At 47.8% G+C, this 15,490-nt stretch carries 15 protein-coding genes and 1 pseudogene; 7 read left to right on the forward strand and 9 right to left on the reverse strand.

The window, feature by feature from the left end:
• Positions 1-35: 35 nt before the first annotated feature.
• The 8 genes and pseudogenes from PMG25_RS13885 to psbZ all read right to left on the reverse strand — a co-directional run bounded on the left by PMG25_RS13885 (position 36) and on the right by psbZ (position 8,838).
• Complete coding sequence (locus PMG25_RS13885) at positions 36-1,442, reverse strand: cytochrome ubiquinol oxidase subunit I (protein ID WP_283767498.1); 1,407 nt, start codon at positions 1,440-1,442, stop codon at positions 36-38.
• A 295-nt stretch (positions 1,443-1,737) separates the two neighbouring features.
• Positions 1,738-3,408: a tetratricopeptide repeat protein gene (locus tag PMG25_RS13890; protein ID WP_283767499.1), complete on the reverse strand. Its 1,671-nt coding sequence runs from the start codon at positions 3,406-3,408 to the stop codon at positions 1,738-1,740.
• Positions 3,409-3,573: 165 nt separating this feature from the next.
• On the reverse strand, positions 3,574-3,915 hold the full coding sequence (locus tag PMG25_RS13895; protein WP_283767500.1) for a hypothetical protein: 342 nt from the start codon (positions 3,913-3,915) through the stop codon (positions 3,574-3,576).
• Positions 3,916-4,307: 392 nt separating this feature from the next.
• Positions 4,308-5,564, reverse strand: a complete 1,257-nt coding sequence (gene metK / locus PMG25_RS13900) for a methionine adenosyltransferase (RefSeq protein ID WP_283767501.1) — start codon at positions 5,562-5,564, stop codon at positions 4,308-4,310.
• A gap of 154 nt (positions 5,565-5,718) precedes the next feature.
• On the reverse strand, positions 5,719-6,483 hold the full coding sequence (locus PMG25_RS13905; protein WP_283767502.1) for an HAD family hydrolase: 765 nt from the start codon (positions 6,481-6,483) through the stop codon (positions 5,719-5,721).
• A gap of 93 nt (positions 6,484-6,576) precedes the next feature.
• A complete protein-coding gene (locus PMG25_RS13910; protein ID WP_283767503.1) occupies positions 6,577-7,731 on the reverse strand; it encodes a 30S ribosomal protein S1 in 1,155 nt (384 codons plus the stop codon).
• Between the two features lie 256 nt (positions 7,732-7,987).
• A pseudogene (gene ribH, locus PMG25_RS13915) lies at positions 7,988-8,458 on the reverse strand (6,7-dimethyl-8-ribityllumazine synthase); the annotation flags it as partial.
• Positions 8,459-8,649: 191 nt separating this feature from the next.
• On the reverse strand, positions 8,650-8,838 hold the full coding sequence (gene psbZ, locus PMG25_RS13920) for a photosystem II reaction center protein PsbZ (protein ID WP_283760624.1): 189 nt from the start codon (positions 8,836-8,838) through the stop codon (positions 8,650-8,652).
• A gap of 204 nt (positions 8,839-9,042) precedes the next feature.
• On the opposite strand from psbZ, the gene PMG25_RS13925 reads away from it, so the two are divergent.
• From PMG25_RS13925 to PMG25_RS13955, 7 genes are all read left to right on the forward strand, one after another.
• Positions 9,043-9,579: a DUF3172 domain-containing protein gene (locus tag PMG25_RS13925; protein ID WP_283767505.1), complete on the forward strand. Its 537-nt coding sequence runs from the start codon at positions 9,043-9,045 to the stop codon at positions 9,577-9,579.
• 122 nt (positions 9,580-9,701) lie between these two features.
• On the forward strand, positions 9,702-10,367 hold the full coding sequence (locus PMG25_RS13930) for a TIGR00266 family protein (RefSeq protein WP_283767506.1): 666 nt from the start codon (positions 9,702-9,704) through the stop codon (positions 10,365-10,367).
• Between the two features lie 5 nt (positions 10,368-10,372).
• Complete coding sequence (locus tag PMG25_RS13935; RefSeq protein WP_283767507.1) at positions 10,373-11,053, forward strand: TIGR00266 family protein; 681 nt, start codon at positions 10,373-10,375, stop codon at positions 11,051-11,053.
• Positions 11,054-11,227: 174 nt separating this feature from the next.
• The gene (locus tag PMG25_RS13940) at positions 11,228-11,926 is read left to right on the forward strand and encodes a TIGR00266 family protein (protein ID WP_283767508.1); all 699 of its coding nucleotides are present in this window, start codon (positions 11,228-11,230) and stop codon (positions 11,924-11,926) included.
• Between the two features lie 12 nt (positions 11,927-11,938).
• Positions 11,939-12,715 (forward strand): M48 family metallopeptidase, encoded by a 777-nt coding sequence (locus PMG25_RS13945; protein WP_283767509.1) that lies wholly within the window; start codon positions 11,939-11,941, stop codon positions 12,713-12,715.
• A gap of 81 nt (positions 12,716-12,796) precedes the next feature.
• A complete protein-coding gene (locus PMG25_RS13950) occupies positions 12,797-13,786 on the forward strand; it encodes an ABC transporter ATP-binding protein (RefSeq protein ID WP_283767510.1) in 990 nt (329 codons plus the stop codon).
• Positions 13,783-14,571: an ABC transporter permease gene (locus PMG25_RS13955; protein WP_283767511.1), complete on the forward strand. Its 789-nt coding sequence runs from the start codon at positions 13,783-13,785 to the stop codon at positions 14,569-14,571. The genes PMG25_RS13950 and PMG25_RS13955 overlap by 4 nt, the downstream gene beginning before the upstream one ends.
• Before the next feature lie 37 nt (positions 14,572-14,608).
• Here PMG25_RS13955 and PMG25_RS13960 read toward each other — a convergent pair whose 3' ends face one another.
• Complete coding sequence (locus PMG25_RS13960) at positions 14,609-15,490, reverse strand: ABC transporter permease (RefSeq protein ID WP_283767512.1); 882 nt, start codon at positions 15,488-15,490, stop codon at positions 14,609-14,611.

Here is a 15,490-nt window from a genome sequence, read left to right on the forward strand (position 1 = left end):
TGGGGAATAGGGAATAGGGAATAGGAAAAACAGGGTTAACTGGTAACGGTTAACTGCTCGTCCTTAACCTGAGCATTGCTGGGTAAAGGCATTTCTAAATTGGGCCCTTTGCGAATAATGCGACTGCCAAAATAGAGCGCAGATCCGAGGAAAAAGATGTAAATACTGGTAATGCCTACCAGAGAGGTCAAAATTTCTCCGGGAGGGAGGTTAGAGGCAGCGTCTACGGTGCGAATTTGCCCGTAAACTGTCCAGGGTTGTCGTCCGACACAGCGCACTATCCAGCCGGTTTCTACGGCTAGATAGCCCAAGGGAGCCGCAAAAATCCAGGCTCGCAAGAGCCATTTTTGGGCGGTAATTTTTGCTTCTGAAAGTTGTCCTCGAAGCCATTGCAAGACAGTCACTGCGGCTAAAGCGGCTAGGAATAACCCGATCGCAATCATAATCCGGAATGAGTAATACACCAATCCCACCATATGGGGACGGTCTTCATAGGGCCATTCTTTGAGGCCATACACGGGTTCAGAGAGCTTAGGTTTCATCTCTAGGAGATAACCGAGAGCATAGGGAACTTTGATTTCCCAATCATTCGCTTCCGTTTCTCCATTGGGAATAGCCACTAGACTCCATCCGGCCGTTTCTCCTGCGCCAACAGTTTCCCATTGACCTTCCATGGCAGCGAGTTTGGTGGGCTGATAGTGATACACTTGTTCGGCGCTCAGGTGACCGATAAAGATTTGTAAGGGAGCAACGGCGATCGCCACCGCTAAAATAATTTTCAGAGATTTGCTAAAAAAGGACACATTGCGGCCATTAATCAGATACCAAGCACTAATCCCACCAATCACAAACAAAGAGGTTTCCAAGGTGGCAAAAAACATATGTAGGAAACTATTGACCATAAACGGGTTAGCAATAGCCGCAAAAAAGTCATGTACCACAAATTTGCCATCAATAAATTCCCCACCTGCGGGAGTTTGTAACCAAGAATTGGCCGATAAAATCCAGAACGTGGACAAGTTCGCCCCAAAAGCCACCAAAATCGTAGAGATGTAGTGAATCACTGGGGGGACTCTATCCCAACCAAACAGCATGATACCCAGGAAACTGGCTTCGAGCATAAAAGCCATGGTTCCCTCAAAACCGAGTACCGTACCGAAAAAGTCGCCCACCGCTTCCGAAAAAGGGGCCCAGTTCATGCCAAACTGGAAGGCCATCGGCAGTCCAGAAGCCACTCCAATGCCAAAGTTGAGGACGTAAATCCTGGCCCAAAATCGGCAATGACGATAATAGTCCGGGTTTCCGGTTTTCAGCCATAGCCCTTCCAGAATAACCAGGAAGATACCCATACCTGTAGTTAGGACAGGCCAGAGCATATGAAAAATTGCTGTTAAGGCAAATTGAATGCGTGAGAGAATTACGGTGTCTGAGAGCCAATCCATGAACTGACCTGTATGTTCAGTAAGTTTTGTCTCTTTTGGTTTAACGGATCGTGCGGAATTTGAGCAAGTGTTCGGGATAACACTTTAAGAAAATTTACAGTTTTGGAGCGCGGTAATAGCGCTACAGCGCTTTGCGCGGTAATTAGGTAACAGGTAATGGAATGGGTAATAGGTTTTCTTAAAAGTCCCGATTTATAAGGCATACAGGGTTGAACGCTCAAAACCTATTGCCTATTGCCTATTGCCTATTGCCTATTGCCTATTGCCTTTTGCCTATTACCTATTGCCTATTGCCTTAAGAATCTCTCAATTTCAAGGTTTCTACTTGGTGTTTTAAGAGAGATGGATCGTCTGGCTTCAGGGTTAGGGCTTGATCGAAGGACTCGATCGCCTCTTGAATTTTCCCCAGTTCCCGCAGGGCTAACCCTCGATTATCCCACGCTTCTGGATAATCAGATTTGAGCTTAAGGGCTTCATCAAAAGTGGCGATCGCCTCTTCATATTTGCCTAAGTTGAGCAGCGCAACCCCTTTATTTCCCCAGGCTTCATAGAGTCCTGGTTGTAGCTCTAATGCTTTATCATAGGATGCGATCGCCGCTTGCGGTTGCCGTAACATCACCAAGGCATTCCCCCGATTTAACCAAGCTTTGTAGAGGGTCGGTTGTTGGCTCAGAGCGCGATCCCAAGTGGCGATCGCATCTGCATAGTTTCCGGCTTTGGCTTGTTGCATCCCTTGATTAAAGAGCAGCGTCGCTTCATCCACTGTGCCATTAGCTTGATGCTGTTGATAAATCTGATACAGTTGCTGATAAATCGCTTCGACAATTTCTTCCGGATTTTGACTATTGATGCCCACTTGCTGGGAAAATTGGGCGATCAAATGGGGCATTTCCGTCAGTTTTTCTACCAATTGATTCAGGCTAACTGTTTCTGTCCATTGTTGTCCATGGGCACTGTAGGCTAAGTTGATTACCGGTTGTTGTCGAATATACTCTTCTACGGAAGTCGCCAATTCCGGTGAGTTGGCGCTCACCGGTTCCGGTTCCGGTGTTTCTGCTGGCGTTTCGCTCACTGGTTCAGATACGGGGGGTTCCGGTTCTGGTTCCGGTATTTCTGCTGGCGTTTCGCTCACCGGTTCAGATACGGGGGGTTCCGGTTCCGGTTCCGGTGTTTCTGCTGGCGTTTCGCTCACCGGTTCAGATAGAGGGGGTTCCGGTTCCGGTTCCGCTATTTCTGCTGGCGTTTCGCTCACCGGTTCAGATACGGGGGGTTCTGGGGGAGAATCCCAAACATCTGGTAACGGTTCTGGAGAAAACAGAGGACTCATCTGAGCATCACTCGCTTCCACATGCACCGTATCCACTGGCTCAACCGTTTCGGGAGGAGTTTCAGTTTCAGCAGAGGAACTTGGCAACGAATCGGAGGCAGGAGATTGAGGAGGAGGTGGTGGTGATGGAGGTGTGGAGGAGACAGGACTAGGAACTGTTGAGGCAGCCTTGGCGGTTACACTCGGACTCATAGATTCCCATAGGGAACTGCCTTGGGAGCGCAAGCGCAGTTGCAACCCAATCTCATAGATGGCTTCTCCCACCGATCGCCATTTAGAAACCGATCGCACCATTTCCCCAACTTTCATCATCTGATTGGCGTGCTGAGTTTGGGGCGATTTCGTTCCCAATAATCGAGCGCGATAGACTCTTAACCACCCTAGCCACTCATCTGAGGTGCTGCGATCGCCTAATTTTTCAAAAAAGAGCGTCACCCTCTCGACTGGCCATCCCTGGGCAACTCCCTCCATGAGCTGGCGAAATAAAAACTCATAATCTGTTTCACTCAGTGGGGGGAGGGCTTCTTCTGATAACGTCTGATGCGGATCGGATTCTGGAGAACTCCCCTGTAAAACCTTCCCTCCTGGATTAAAGATTTGCCCCAGTAAATTCTTGAACCATTGCCAAAGCTGCCTCATGATTGCCCCATCCAGTTGCACATTTAGCTTCTATGATAGATTAGCAGTTTTTGGATTTGGCTAATGCCGATTGCTGCGATCGTTAAAATTAATGATTCTAGATGGGGGGGGCACAAAGAAAAGTGCCCCAGATGCAGTTATCCAAATCAAAAATCCAGATAGAAATTAACAGGAGACAGGGTTTAAGCGAACCCTGATGTTCTCTGGCGAGAACCGCCTGTCTGAAGATTCTTCTTCTGGTTTTTCTGGTGTTTTATTCGGATCTGCTGTCACCAACAGACGGTGGGTTGGACAAACCTCCATTTCTCCAGCTTGCAGGGCATGTCGCCATTGCCGTCCCAACCTCCAAGCTCGGAATTTAAAAACATTCCATCGGGGATTAGAAGGATAGAGAGAAAACCCTGCTCTCAATGCAGGAATATGTTCTGGAGAAACAGTTGTACGGACGTTAATCGATTCCGTCAGTGGTATCACAGCAGCAGTGCGGTGTTTGATGGTCTGAGTCACGCATTGTACCCCCTGCTTGTTACTACCAATACCTTTCTAGTTTACATGAGACCTAGAGATTTGACCACAGTGGGTACACCAGACTCCCAATCTGTCGAGCAACTCTGCGATCGTCCTATGGCAAGCAGGAGAAGAGACGCTTTATAGCCTTTCTCGAATCAGAACGTAAATTTAGTTGGATTTGAGCAGACAAGCAGGGTGCATCAATAACGCACCCTACTGCCGTGACACAGCTAAAATAGTGCATTAGCGTAGTGCCGTGACACAGCTAAAAATGTGCATTAGCGTAGGGTGGGTTAGGCGGCTAAAACCTAGACTGTGATAGCAATCTATCAATCCGCCGTAACCCACCATTTTAGGGTTGTCACGGCACTACTGGTTTTCAAAACCGATTAACCTGCGGTAGTTGCTGTGCCTAAAGCTTCCTTGAGTAATTCCACTTTATCGGTTTTTTCCCAAGGTAGATCTAAGTCATTGCGTCCGAAATGACCATAGGCAGCGACTTCCTGATAGAAGCGCCCGCCCCGTTCTTTCGGTAGTGTCCGCAAGCCAAAGGTTTCAATAATTCCAGCCGGACGAAACTCAAAGGTTTTCTTCGCCGCTTCTAGCAACTGGTCATCATCGACTTTACCTGTGCCAAAGGTTTCAATCATGATGCTCACGGGACGAGCAACGCCAATGGCATAACCCAATTGCACTTCACATTTTTCTGCCAGTCCTGCCGCCACAATATTTTTGGCAGCATATCGGCAAGCATAGGCCGCAGAACGGTCTACTTTAGTGGGGTCTTTACCGGAAAACGCACCGCCACCATGACGAGAATAGCCACCATAGGTATCAACAATAATTTTTCGTCCCGTTAAACCGGCATCCCCTTGAGGGCCACCCACGACAAACTTACCGGTAGGATTAACAAAATATTTGGTTGAACTGTCGGGTTTAATCTCTAAATCCCCAAATGCAGGAAGTACCACGGCATCCCAGAGATCCGCTTTAATTTTCTTCTGAATTTCTGCGTTATCAGTTAATTCGCCAATACTGGATGCATGTTGGGTAGAAATCAACACCGTATCAATCGCCACCGGTTTCCCATCTTCATAGGCAACGGTGACCTGGGTTTTACCATCAGGACGCAGATAGGAGAGTTGCCCGGTTTTGCGGACTGCGGCTAACCGACGAGAAATGCGGTGAGCTAAACTAATGGGCAGGGGCATCAATTCGGGGGTTTCGTTACAAGCAAACCCAAACATTAACCCTTGGTCTCCAGCACCGGTGGAGTCAAAGCGCTCTTCTGAAGACATTTCGCGCTGTTCTGCGGCTGCATCAACCCCTTGGGCGATGTCGGGAGATTGGGCATCAAGGGCAACCAGGACGGAGCAACTGTTGCTGGTGAAGCCGCCTTCACTATGCACGTAGCCAATTTCGGCAATTTTTTTCCGCGCCAAATCAATGTAATTGACTTGGGCTTGGGAGGTGATTTCACCGGTGATTAAGACTAATCCGGTATTAACAGCAACTTCGGCAGCGACGCGGCTGGCGGGGTCTTCGGCCAGAAGGGCATCGATAATGGTATCTGAGATTTGATCGCAGATTTTATCGGGATGTCCTTCTGTGACGGATTCTGAGGTAAATAAATAACGACGAACCAAGGAAAGGTCTCCTTTTATTTCATGATGGTGAACGAGAATCAAGTGATTCTTATCTCTTGCCCAGAGATACTACAGAACCCAGATCTGGGTTTCCATAAATGTTGATTCAATTGTGTAGAGGGGGAAAATCCCTAACTCTAGCTAACATTCCAATTTAACTGATTACTTGTATTTCGTCTAATTTGGCGATCGCCACATCTGCTTGTTTAAGATTCGGCGATCGGCTCCATCCCCAAGCTACACCAATGCTTCCAGCCGCTTTGGCCTGGCGAGCCATGGTAAAATCTCCCGGAGAATCTCCCACCATCAGCACCTCTTGTGGAGGGACTCCCAATTGTTGACAAGCTGACCAAAACACCTGTGGATTGGGCTTGGTGAGGTGGGGTTCTGCTCCTTGAATGACTTCGATATACTCTCTCAGGTGATAAAAATCGAGAAATTTTTCTATATTCTCACGGATATCGGAGGACACCACACCCAGTTTTAAGCCAGATTGTCGCAAACGGTCGAATACTGCCGCGACTCCAGGGAGTACCACGGTTTCCTCGGCCTTATTTTGCATCACCTGGTCGGCTTCCTGGAAGGCTTGGGAGACAATTTCTAAGGATTCGAGCCAACTGCGCCCGGTTTCGGCAACATAGGCCGCAGCCGCAATTTTATTTTCTTGGCGACTCCCTACGGCGGTTAATCCGGCTGGGTTAAATCCCTGTTCATCGACTCCAAAGGCCATCAATAGGGGGTCTCCTACGCCAGGGATTTGGGCATCAATTAAGCGCGATCGCCGTTGGGCTAGATGGCGTAAATAGGGTTCTGAATGGGCCAGCGTTCCATCCTTATCGAATAGGATAGCGCTTGTGTTTTCAAATTGGCGATCGCCACAGACCACCGTCACCCCACTTCCACTTTGCTCAGTAACCAAACCGGCAACTTCCCCCTGTCATAAATTTACCAATAAAAAGCTGGGTGGGACTGGCCCACCCACACCAGGGTTTCATATCTCCTCCCTTGGCTTTTATTCAGCAGCAGCCAACTCTTCCTCTGGGTTTTCGGATGAAGTCTCTTCCGGTTTTGCTTCCGGTTCTTCGGATGATTCAGAGTCCGCAACTTCGTCCTGGGGTTCTGGCTCTGCTGGCGCTTCTGCCACCTCTTCTACAGGAGCAACTGAGGCTTCTGGGGATTCTGCCGTTTCTTCAGCACTTTCCTCTACAGGAGTTTCAACCGTTTCCACCGTTGCACTCGCGCCTTCTTCCGGCAGTTCAATTCCTTCAGCCTGGGCGCGGAGTTTCTGACGATAGCGCTCTGCCATTTCTTCGGCCTTATCGTAGACCAAATCAGGATTCTTCACCATATCGCCCGGTTCGGGTTCAAGTTGCTTAGTAGACAAGGAGATCCGACCCCGTTCAGCATCCAAGTCAATAATCATCACTTTGATCTCATCATTGACATTGAACACACTGTGAGGCGTGTCGATATGGTCGTGGGAAATTTCGGAAATGTGCAGCAGTCCACTGACTCCACCGATATCGATGAAGGCCCCATAAGGCTTGAGACCGCGTACCATACCCAAGACCACTTCGCCCACTTCTAGGCGGTTCATCTTCCGTTCTACCAGCGCTCTTCTATGGCTGAGAACCAGACGATTACGATCTTCATCAACTTCCAAGAATTTTAAGGGCAACTCTTCGCCCATTAAATCTTCTTTGGGTTTGCGGGTGCTGATGTGGGAGCCGGGAATAAAGCCCCGTAGCCCTTCAATTCTGACTAAGGCTCCCCCACGGTTTGTAGCGAATACCTGGGCCCTGACTGTCGCATCTTCTGCTTGCAGTTGCCGCACTCGTTCCCAAGCTCTCATGTATTCTATGCGGCGAATGGAGAGCGTTAGTTGTCCATCTTCGTTTTCATCGGTGAGGATGAAGAACTCACGAGTTTCGTTGGACTGTAAGACTTCATCGGGGGTATCGATGCGATTAATGGACATTTCCTGAATGGGAATGTACGCTGCGGTTTTCGCGCCGATGTCAATCAGAGCGCCCCTTGGCTCCAGACTGAACACCGTACCTGCTACGGTGTCGCCGGGGCTAAAATGATAATCGTACTTATCGAGCAGTGCCGCAAAATCTTCGTGGGTAAAACCAATGTCTGTAGCCGTTAATTCCTGATTGACCATGCGAATGATTTCCTAGTAATTATCTCCGTATCTTTATGCTGGGGTTTACAGTGGGGACACGCATTTTCGCAGCCTCCAAACCTCTACAGGGTTGTTTTCCAAGTTGGCTTGGAAATCACCCCATCTGCTTATAACACAGACATTCTATAATACCCTATTTTTGCACTTCTATACCAGTCCCCTAGTCTAAAAATTCAGTTCAGGGGAAACGAGAAGGGGTATTAAGTAAAAAGCACTAGGAGGGTTGAGATCCTGGGATCTGACGCATGAGGGTGGCCATTTCCAGGGCATTCATGGCATAATTCCAACCCAGGTTACTTTTAATTCCCGCCCGTTCTAAGGCTTGTTGTAGGGTATCGGTGGTGAGGATACCAAAGATTACAGGGACTCCGGTTTGAAATCCAGCCGCCGCAATGCCTTTGGCGACTTCAGCCGATACATAGTCAAAGTGGGGGGTATCGCCTCGGATCACGGCTCCTAAACAAATGATGGCATCATATTGATGGGCGATCGCCATTTGTCGAGCCATTAGGGGGATCTCAAAACTCCCCGGAACCCAGATATAATCCACTTGAGTCCCATGGGGGTCGATGTCTACCCCATGTCTTTTTAAGCAATCTTGACACCCAGTGAGTAGTTTTCCCGTTACCAGGTCGTTAAACCGACCAATGATAATGGCAAACCGCAGTCCCTCGGTCTGGGTAAATGTTCCCTCAAAAACTGTCATAGTTATAGCGTTTTGGGTGGTAATTGGTAATGGGCATTGGTCACCAGTTAAGCCTCTAAACTAGGGGAGGCAAGAGGCAAAAGGCAAAAGGCAAGAGGGAAAACCGGGTTTTGCTCTTTCCTTAAATACTCCATAAATAGGGTCAACCGTTAGTGTCAAGGAGAACTAAGGATTGACCCAGACTCAAACCCTTAGACCACAAAAAAATTCAAGATGCCCACCACGATCACCAGGATCGCCCAGAAGCCAGAGCCAACATATAACAAGGGTTTAGATTGTTCCCAGTTTTGGGGCAGAGCATAGGCGACGGGAACAGCCACCACTAAAACGAAGGATAAAAGAACTAAGGCAAATAGGGATAATTGAAATAGAATTGACATGATGTGTTCTCCTAACACGAGCAAGAAAATGGGTTTAGCCAGGTATGGCCTTTGTTTTACTATAGTGCTTCGTGGCACGAAGCAAAAGAGTCTGGGAGGCTCAGGCGATCGCATCGGTGGGCAATCTGTGAAGAAACTCGTCATACTAGACTGGAGAGGGAATTAACCCCGCTTCTCCCTTTCCTGTGTGGTAACCTAAAATCTATGACTCGAACCAGCTCAAGACGCAAATCAACCGGTAATTTTGGCCCGAAATCTTCTCCCTTTAACTATACGTTGGTGGCTCTGATGGGAGGGATCTTTGTTCTGGGGATCGGGATTGGGATCGCCTTTAGCTCCACCACTACCCTATCGCCGGAAAATGTGGCTTCCCGTGATTTTATCGATCGCAGTGCCCCCGATCCAGAATTGTGTGTCAAATATGGAGCCAGCGCCATGGTGATGGACGCTCGTCTCTATGTCACCTTAAACCCCTTTAGTGTCTATATCTCTCAACCCGCGATGCAACCGGGATGTGTACTCAGGCGCAATAACTGGGTCATTTTAGAACAGCGCAATCTACTGCCCCGTGATAAGTTTAACGATTGTAAGAATCGTATGAATACGTTTGGTTACACGGGCAGCATTGACGGTAACCCCAAGGTGAACTGCGTGTATCAGAATGATAGTGCTGAAAACTTCTTCCTCAGTCAACCCGGATTAAATCCCGGAGGAACTGCTCCAGAGAGCGATCGCTTTTAATCGGTTTTTAATTACAGTCAGTAACGGAAACTTAAAGCAAACCTAAAAAAATCCCCTCCAGCCGAGGAAAACATGCTACCCCTGTCGGTAACTCAAGAGTATCCCACAGGGGGTTAAACATTGTGCCCTATGAAATTCGCTATAAACCCGCATTTGCGGCTATTTTTGTCACCCTAAATCCTGGAGAACAAATCATCGCTGAAGCAGGAGCGATGACGAGCATGGATGCAGAATTATCCATGAAAACCGAGTTTTCTGGAGGATTCTTTTCTGCTTTAGTGCGGAAGTTTTTGGGAGGCGAATCCCTATTTGTCAATCGCTTTCAAAATCACACCCAAAAACCCTTAACCGTAGTCTTCACCCAATCCTTAATTGGCGATATTGAATGCGTTGATTTAACGGGAAATTCACTCTGCTTACAACCAGGAGCTTATATTGCCAGCACTGCCAACATTCAATTAGGGGTACGTTGGGCAGGGTTAGCCAGTTGGTTTGCGGGTGAAGGATTATTTAAGCTCAAAGTCAGTGGTAAAGGAAAAGTCTTTTTTGGCGCTTATGGGGGCATCAGCCAACAGAGTGTATCCGGAGAATTTATTGTTGATAATAGCCATTTAGTTGCCTATAGTCCCAATATTAAAATGAGTATTGGTTTATCGGGAGGTCTAATTAGTTCAATTACTTCCGGTGAAGGATTTGTCAATCGTCTGAAAGGTAAAGGCGTGATTTACCTGCAATCAAGAAGTGTTAGTGGTTTGGTTAGTTTTTTACGTCCCAAGGTACGCAATTAAAGATTATGGATATTGAACTGCTCAAACAGCCCGATAGCGCGATCGCCAAAGTCACCCTCAACAGTGGCGAAGAAGTCGTTGCTCAAGCTGGCGCAATGGTAGCCATGAGTGGCTCTATCAACTCCAGCACCACCCTTCGCCAAGGGAAAGGGGGCGGTATTATGGGAGGACTCAAACGCATGTTAGGGGGAGAATCTCTCTTTTTAAGTGTGTTTCGTTCCCCCACCCCAAATGGGGAAATTTTTCTGGCTCCTCAACTGATGGGAGATGTCATGGTTTACGAGATGACAGGACAGGAATTAGTGGTACAAGCTGCCTCCTATTTAGCTTGTGCCTCGGATGTAATTCTTGACTTAGGATTTGAAGGGTTTAAATCCTTCTTTTCCGGTGAATCTATTTTTTGGTTGAAAATGTCAGGAGTCGGCCCCGTCATTCTCACTTCATTTGGTGGCATTTATGAGATTGAAGTGAATGGAGAATATATTGTTGATACGGGCCATATTGTCGCCTTTGAGCGCAGTTTGAATTTTGAAATTGGTAAAGCCAATTCTAGTTGGTTGGGTGCATTTTTTGGCGGTGAAGGCTTCATTTGTCGATTCAAAGGCAAGGGAAAAGTTTACTGCCAAACCCATAATCCAGGCAGCTTTGGATTTACCGTTGGCTCTCAGTTGCCTGAGCGTAGATAATTGCTGTTAAGGTTTGCCCATGAGTTACCCACCATTGCCCTCATCCCCCCAACCCCCCTTCTCCCAAGGGAGAAGGGGGGGCAAGTCCCTCTCCCTTGGGAGAGAGATTTTCCGCAAAGCGGACATGAAAGGGAGAGGGCAAGATGAAAAAAACGATATAGATGAGTGAATTTTATGTCACAATTTAGTTATACCATTGACCATTCCCCCGCTTATGCCTCTCTGGTGCTGAATTTACGGCCCCAACAAAAGGTATTAGTGGAAGCGTCCGCTATGGCTGCCATGGATACGAGCATTACTATGCAGTCAAAAATGAAGGGCGGGATGCTCAAGAGTGTGGGCAGAATGTTAGGCGGTGAGTCTCTCTTTATTAATGAGTTTACTGCCGAAAAACAAGGCGGCGCATTATATATTTCTCCGGGAGTGCCTGGGGATATTGAATATTATGCCCTGGATGGCTCTAAGGGCTTGATGGTGCAATCTTCTGGGTTTGTGGCGTGCAGTGACACCATTGAAATAGACACCAACTTCCAGGGATTCAAAGGCTTTTTTAGTGGGGAATCTTTGTTTCTATTGCGAGCCAGTGGAAGAGGTGATTTTTGGTTTAGTTCCTATGGGGCAATTATTGAAATTCCGGTCAAAGGCGATTATGTCGTGGATACGGGTTATGTGGTTGCTTTTGAAGACACTTTAAACTATAATGTGGAGATGATTGGCGGATTAAGTTTTAAGAGTTTGAAAACGGGAATTTTAGGGGGAGAAGGTCTGGTTTGTCGCTTTAGCGGCCAAGGACGCTTATGGATTCAAACCCGTGGAATTTATCCCTTACTCAACTTTTTATATCCGTTCCGTCCGGTTAAAAGTAATGATTAAGAATAGTGAACGATGAGCGATCGCAATCCTCCCACGAGCAACCGCCAGTTATTGATCCTTGTGGGTTTGTTCGTGCTGGCGATCGCCCTCACCATTTGGGGAGGATTAGCGATCGCCGATTTCGCCATTACCCGCATTCCCGTCAGTGTAGAACAAAAGCTCGGCGCTCTAATTGTGCCAGTGTATGAGCAGCAAGCAGAAGACTCCGTAGAGCAAGACACCCTCAACCAACTACTTGATCGCTTAGAAACTCATTTAGACGACGGCGATCGCGACTATCGAGTATTGTATGTCAATCAACCCACCGTGAATGCGATCGCCATTCCCGGAGATGTCGTCATCATCTTCCAAGGACTCCTAGAAAACGTCGAATCCGAAAACGAACTGATGATGATTCTCGGCCATGAATTAGGCCATTTTGCCCATCGCGATCACTTGAGACGGTTAGGACGCACCCTAGTCGTCCGTCTAGCCCTGACCACCCTATTTGGTAATCTCGACTGGCTCAACGATGCCAGCACCTTACTCGTCGCCATTAGCAATTCCCGCTATTCCCAATCCCAGGAAACTCAAGCCGATCGCTTTGGTCTCAGCTTACTCTATCAAACCTATGGTCATGTCGCGGGCGCGATCGACTTTTTCAACCGTTTAAGCCAAGATTCCAGTCGCAATTGGGATTTTCTCGCCAGCCATCCTGCACCCCAAAAACGAGTCAAAGCCTTACAACAAGAGATTCAACAACAGGGTTATCCTCTCAAGGAAAAGCAACCCTTACCCGTAGCATTGTAGATTGCAAGCCAACGATTAATTCACTATTAGGCAAAAACTTTAGCTACCATAAAGAATGTCAACATTTACCAGGCAAGGGAGATGGGTCATCCTCTGATTGGAGTGTATCACCTGAGTAAAACCTATCCCGTCGCGATTAAGGAACCGGGACTTCAGGGCACATTACAGCACTTCTGGAAACGGAAGTACCGCCAAGTCGAAGCAGTCAAAAATATTTCCTTTGAGATCGAATCCGGTGAAGTGGTGGGGTTTTTAGGCGCGAATGGAGCCGGAAAAACCACAACCTTAAAAATGTTGACCGGTTTAGTCCATCCTTCCGGCGGCCAAGTCAACGTGGGGGAGTATATTCCCTTTAAGCGACAAACCGAGTTTTTACGCAATATCACGCTGGTAATGGGGCAAAAACAACAGTTGTTGTGGGATTTGCCAGCCATGGATTCTTTGCGAATTAATGCAGCCGTCTATGAGTTGTCCACCTCCGAGTTTCGCCAGCGTGTAGGAGAACTCACAGAAATGCTCTCCTTACAGGAGAAATTAACGCAACCCGTGCGTAAACTGTCCCTAGGGGAGCGCATGAAGGCAGAACTCTTAGCCGCTTTGCTACACCGGCCCCAAGTGCTATTTTTAGATGAACCGACCCTAGGATTAGATGTAAACGCTCAGGAGAATGTGCGGGAGTTTCTGCGCGAATACAATCAGCGCTATGGGGCGACAATTTTGTTAACCAGTCATTATATGGCTGACATTACCGCATTATGCGATCGCGTCCTCTTAATCCACAAAGGAGAATTGGTTTATGATGGCTCCTTGCAAACCCTGCTCGATCGCTTTGCACCCTATCGAGAAGTCCAAGTAGACTTAGCCCAAGACTATTCAAGCACAGAATTAGAACCCTATGGCGAAATTGAGGCGATCGCCGGTCACCAAGTCCGCTTTCTCGTCCAACGGGAAGCCTTAACCACCACCATTGCTCGTATTCTCGCTGACTTAGAAATTGTCGATCTCAAAATTACCGACCCTCCCATCGAGGAAATTATTGGCCGAGTCTTTCGCACCGGAATCGCAACATGAAATTCATCCTCAAAAAAACCCAAACCTTTCTCGACACCTATTATGCCCACATGGTTGAATATCGGGCAGAACTCTTTTTATGGGCCATCTCCAACAGCTTACCCTTTATTCTCATGGGCGTTTGGATTGAAGCCGCCAATAATGCTGATTTTGGTTTAAGTTCTCTCGAATTTGGTCGCTATTTTTTCAGCGTCTTTCTCGTGCGTCAATTAGCATTAGTGTGGGTGATTTGGGAATTTGAAGAACAAGTTGTCAAAGGTCAACTTTCACCCCGATTATTGCAACCCATTGATCCCGTTGCCCATTACCTCGCTCGCCACATTGCCGAACGCCTAGCCCGCATCCCATTTACCATTGGCTTAGTCCTCTTATTTTTTCTCCTCTATCCCCAAGCCTTTTGGATACCCAGTTGGCAACAGATCCTTTCTTTTCTCATCTTTACCCAAATCGTCTTTTTGGTTCGCTTTGTAATTCAATATACCTTCGCCCTTTTTTCCTTTTGGACAGAACGAGCCAGCGCCCTAGAACAATTTTGGTCTTTATTATACGTCTTTTTATCCGGAATTATTGCCCCTTTACAAGTCTTTCCCCCCGTCATCCAAGAAATTCTCTGGTGGACTCCCTTTCCTTATCTGGTTAATTTTCCCGCCTCTGTTCTCGTAGGTCTACCGGTTAACTGGGGTCGCGCCCTCTGTACCCTCATCGGATGGGGACTGATTTTTTATGCCGCTAACCGTTGGTTATGGCGCAAAGGATTAAAGCATTATTCTGGAATGGGAGCTTAAGCACAATTCCAGTCTTGAGATCAAATCCTTAAGTGGTTCACATCTGATTGCGTAACTTCGGATTCACCCATTCATTCAACCCTTCACCCACCAAAGATAAGCCCACGATCATCAACGTCATCGCCATGCCAGGGAAAAGGGCAGTCCACCAAATGCCCGTGGGTAGAACTTCTAAGGCTAATCTCAGATCGTGTCCCCATTCCGGAACATCTTCCGGTAACCCTAAACCGAGAAAGCCTAAACCCCCTAACGTCATGATCGCATCGGCTCCATTGAGGGTAAATAATACCGGCACACTTTGAATCACATTCAGGAATAAATAGCGAGTCAAAATTCGCCAAGTGGAGGCTCCCATGGCTTGGGCTGCTTCCACATAGAGTTCCGTTTTAACGCTGACCGTGTGGTTGCGAACGACACGATAGTATTGGGGCACATAAACAATACTAATAGCGATCGCCGCATTGAAGATCCCTCGACCCACCACAAACGCCAACGTAATCGACAGCAGCAAGCCTGGCAGCGTATAAAGGGTATCCATGGCAAATAAGACCAGGCGATCGAATTTCCCCCCCTTGTAGCCACTCACCAACCCCAGAGGAACGCCCACCAGAATACTCAGAAACGTGGCCAAAATCACCACTTGCCCCGCCACTTGCGCCCCAAACAAAGTACGAGAAAACACATCATAGCCCAACCGGGTTGTCCCAAACCAATATTGGGCAGATGGGGGCGCTTGGGGGGGGTTCATCAGCGCTTCTCTGGGGTCTTGCAACCATCCCCAAGCCTGGAAAATGGGGGCAAAAAAAGCAACAATGACGAAAAACAGGGTAATGGCAATGCCGATCGCCATTAACCGCATCGACAGATTCGGCGATCGCCCCACCAACCGCGCCAACCATCCCGACTTAAGAGAAGCCAT

The sequence above is a fragment of the Roseofilum capinflatum BLCC-M114 genome, from assembly GCF_030068505.1.
In the GTDB taxonomy this organism is placed as follows: domain Bacteria; phylum Cyanobacteriota; class Cyanobacteriia; order Cyanobacteriales; family Desertifilaceae; genus Roseofilum; species Roseofilum capinflatum.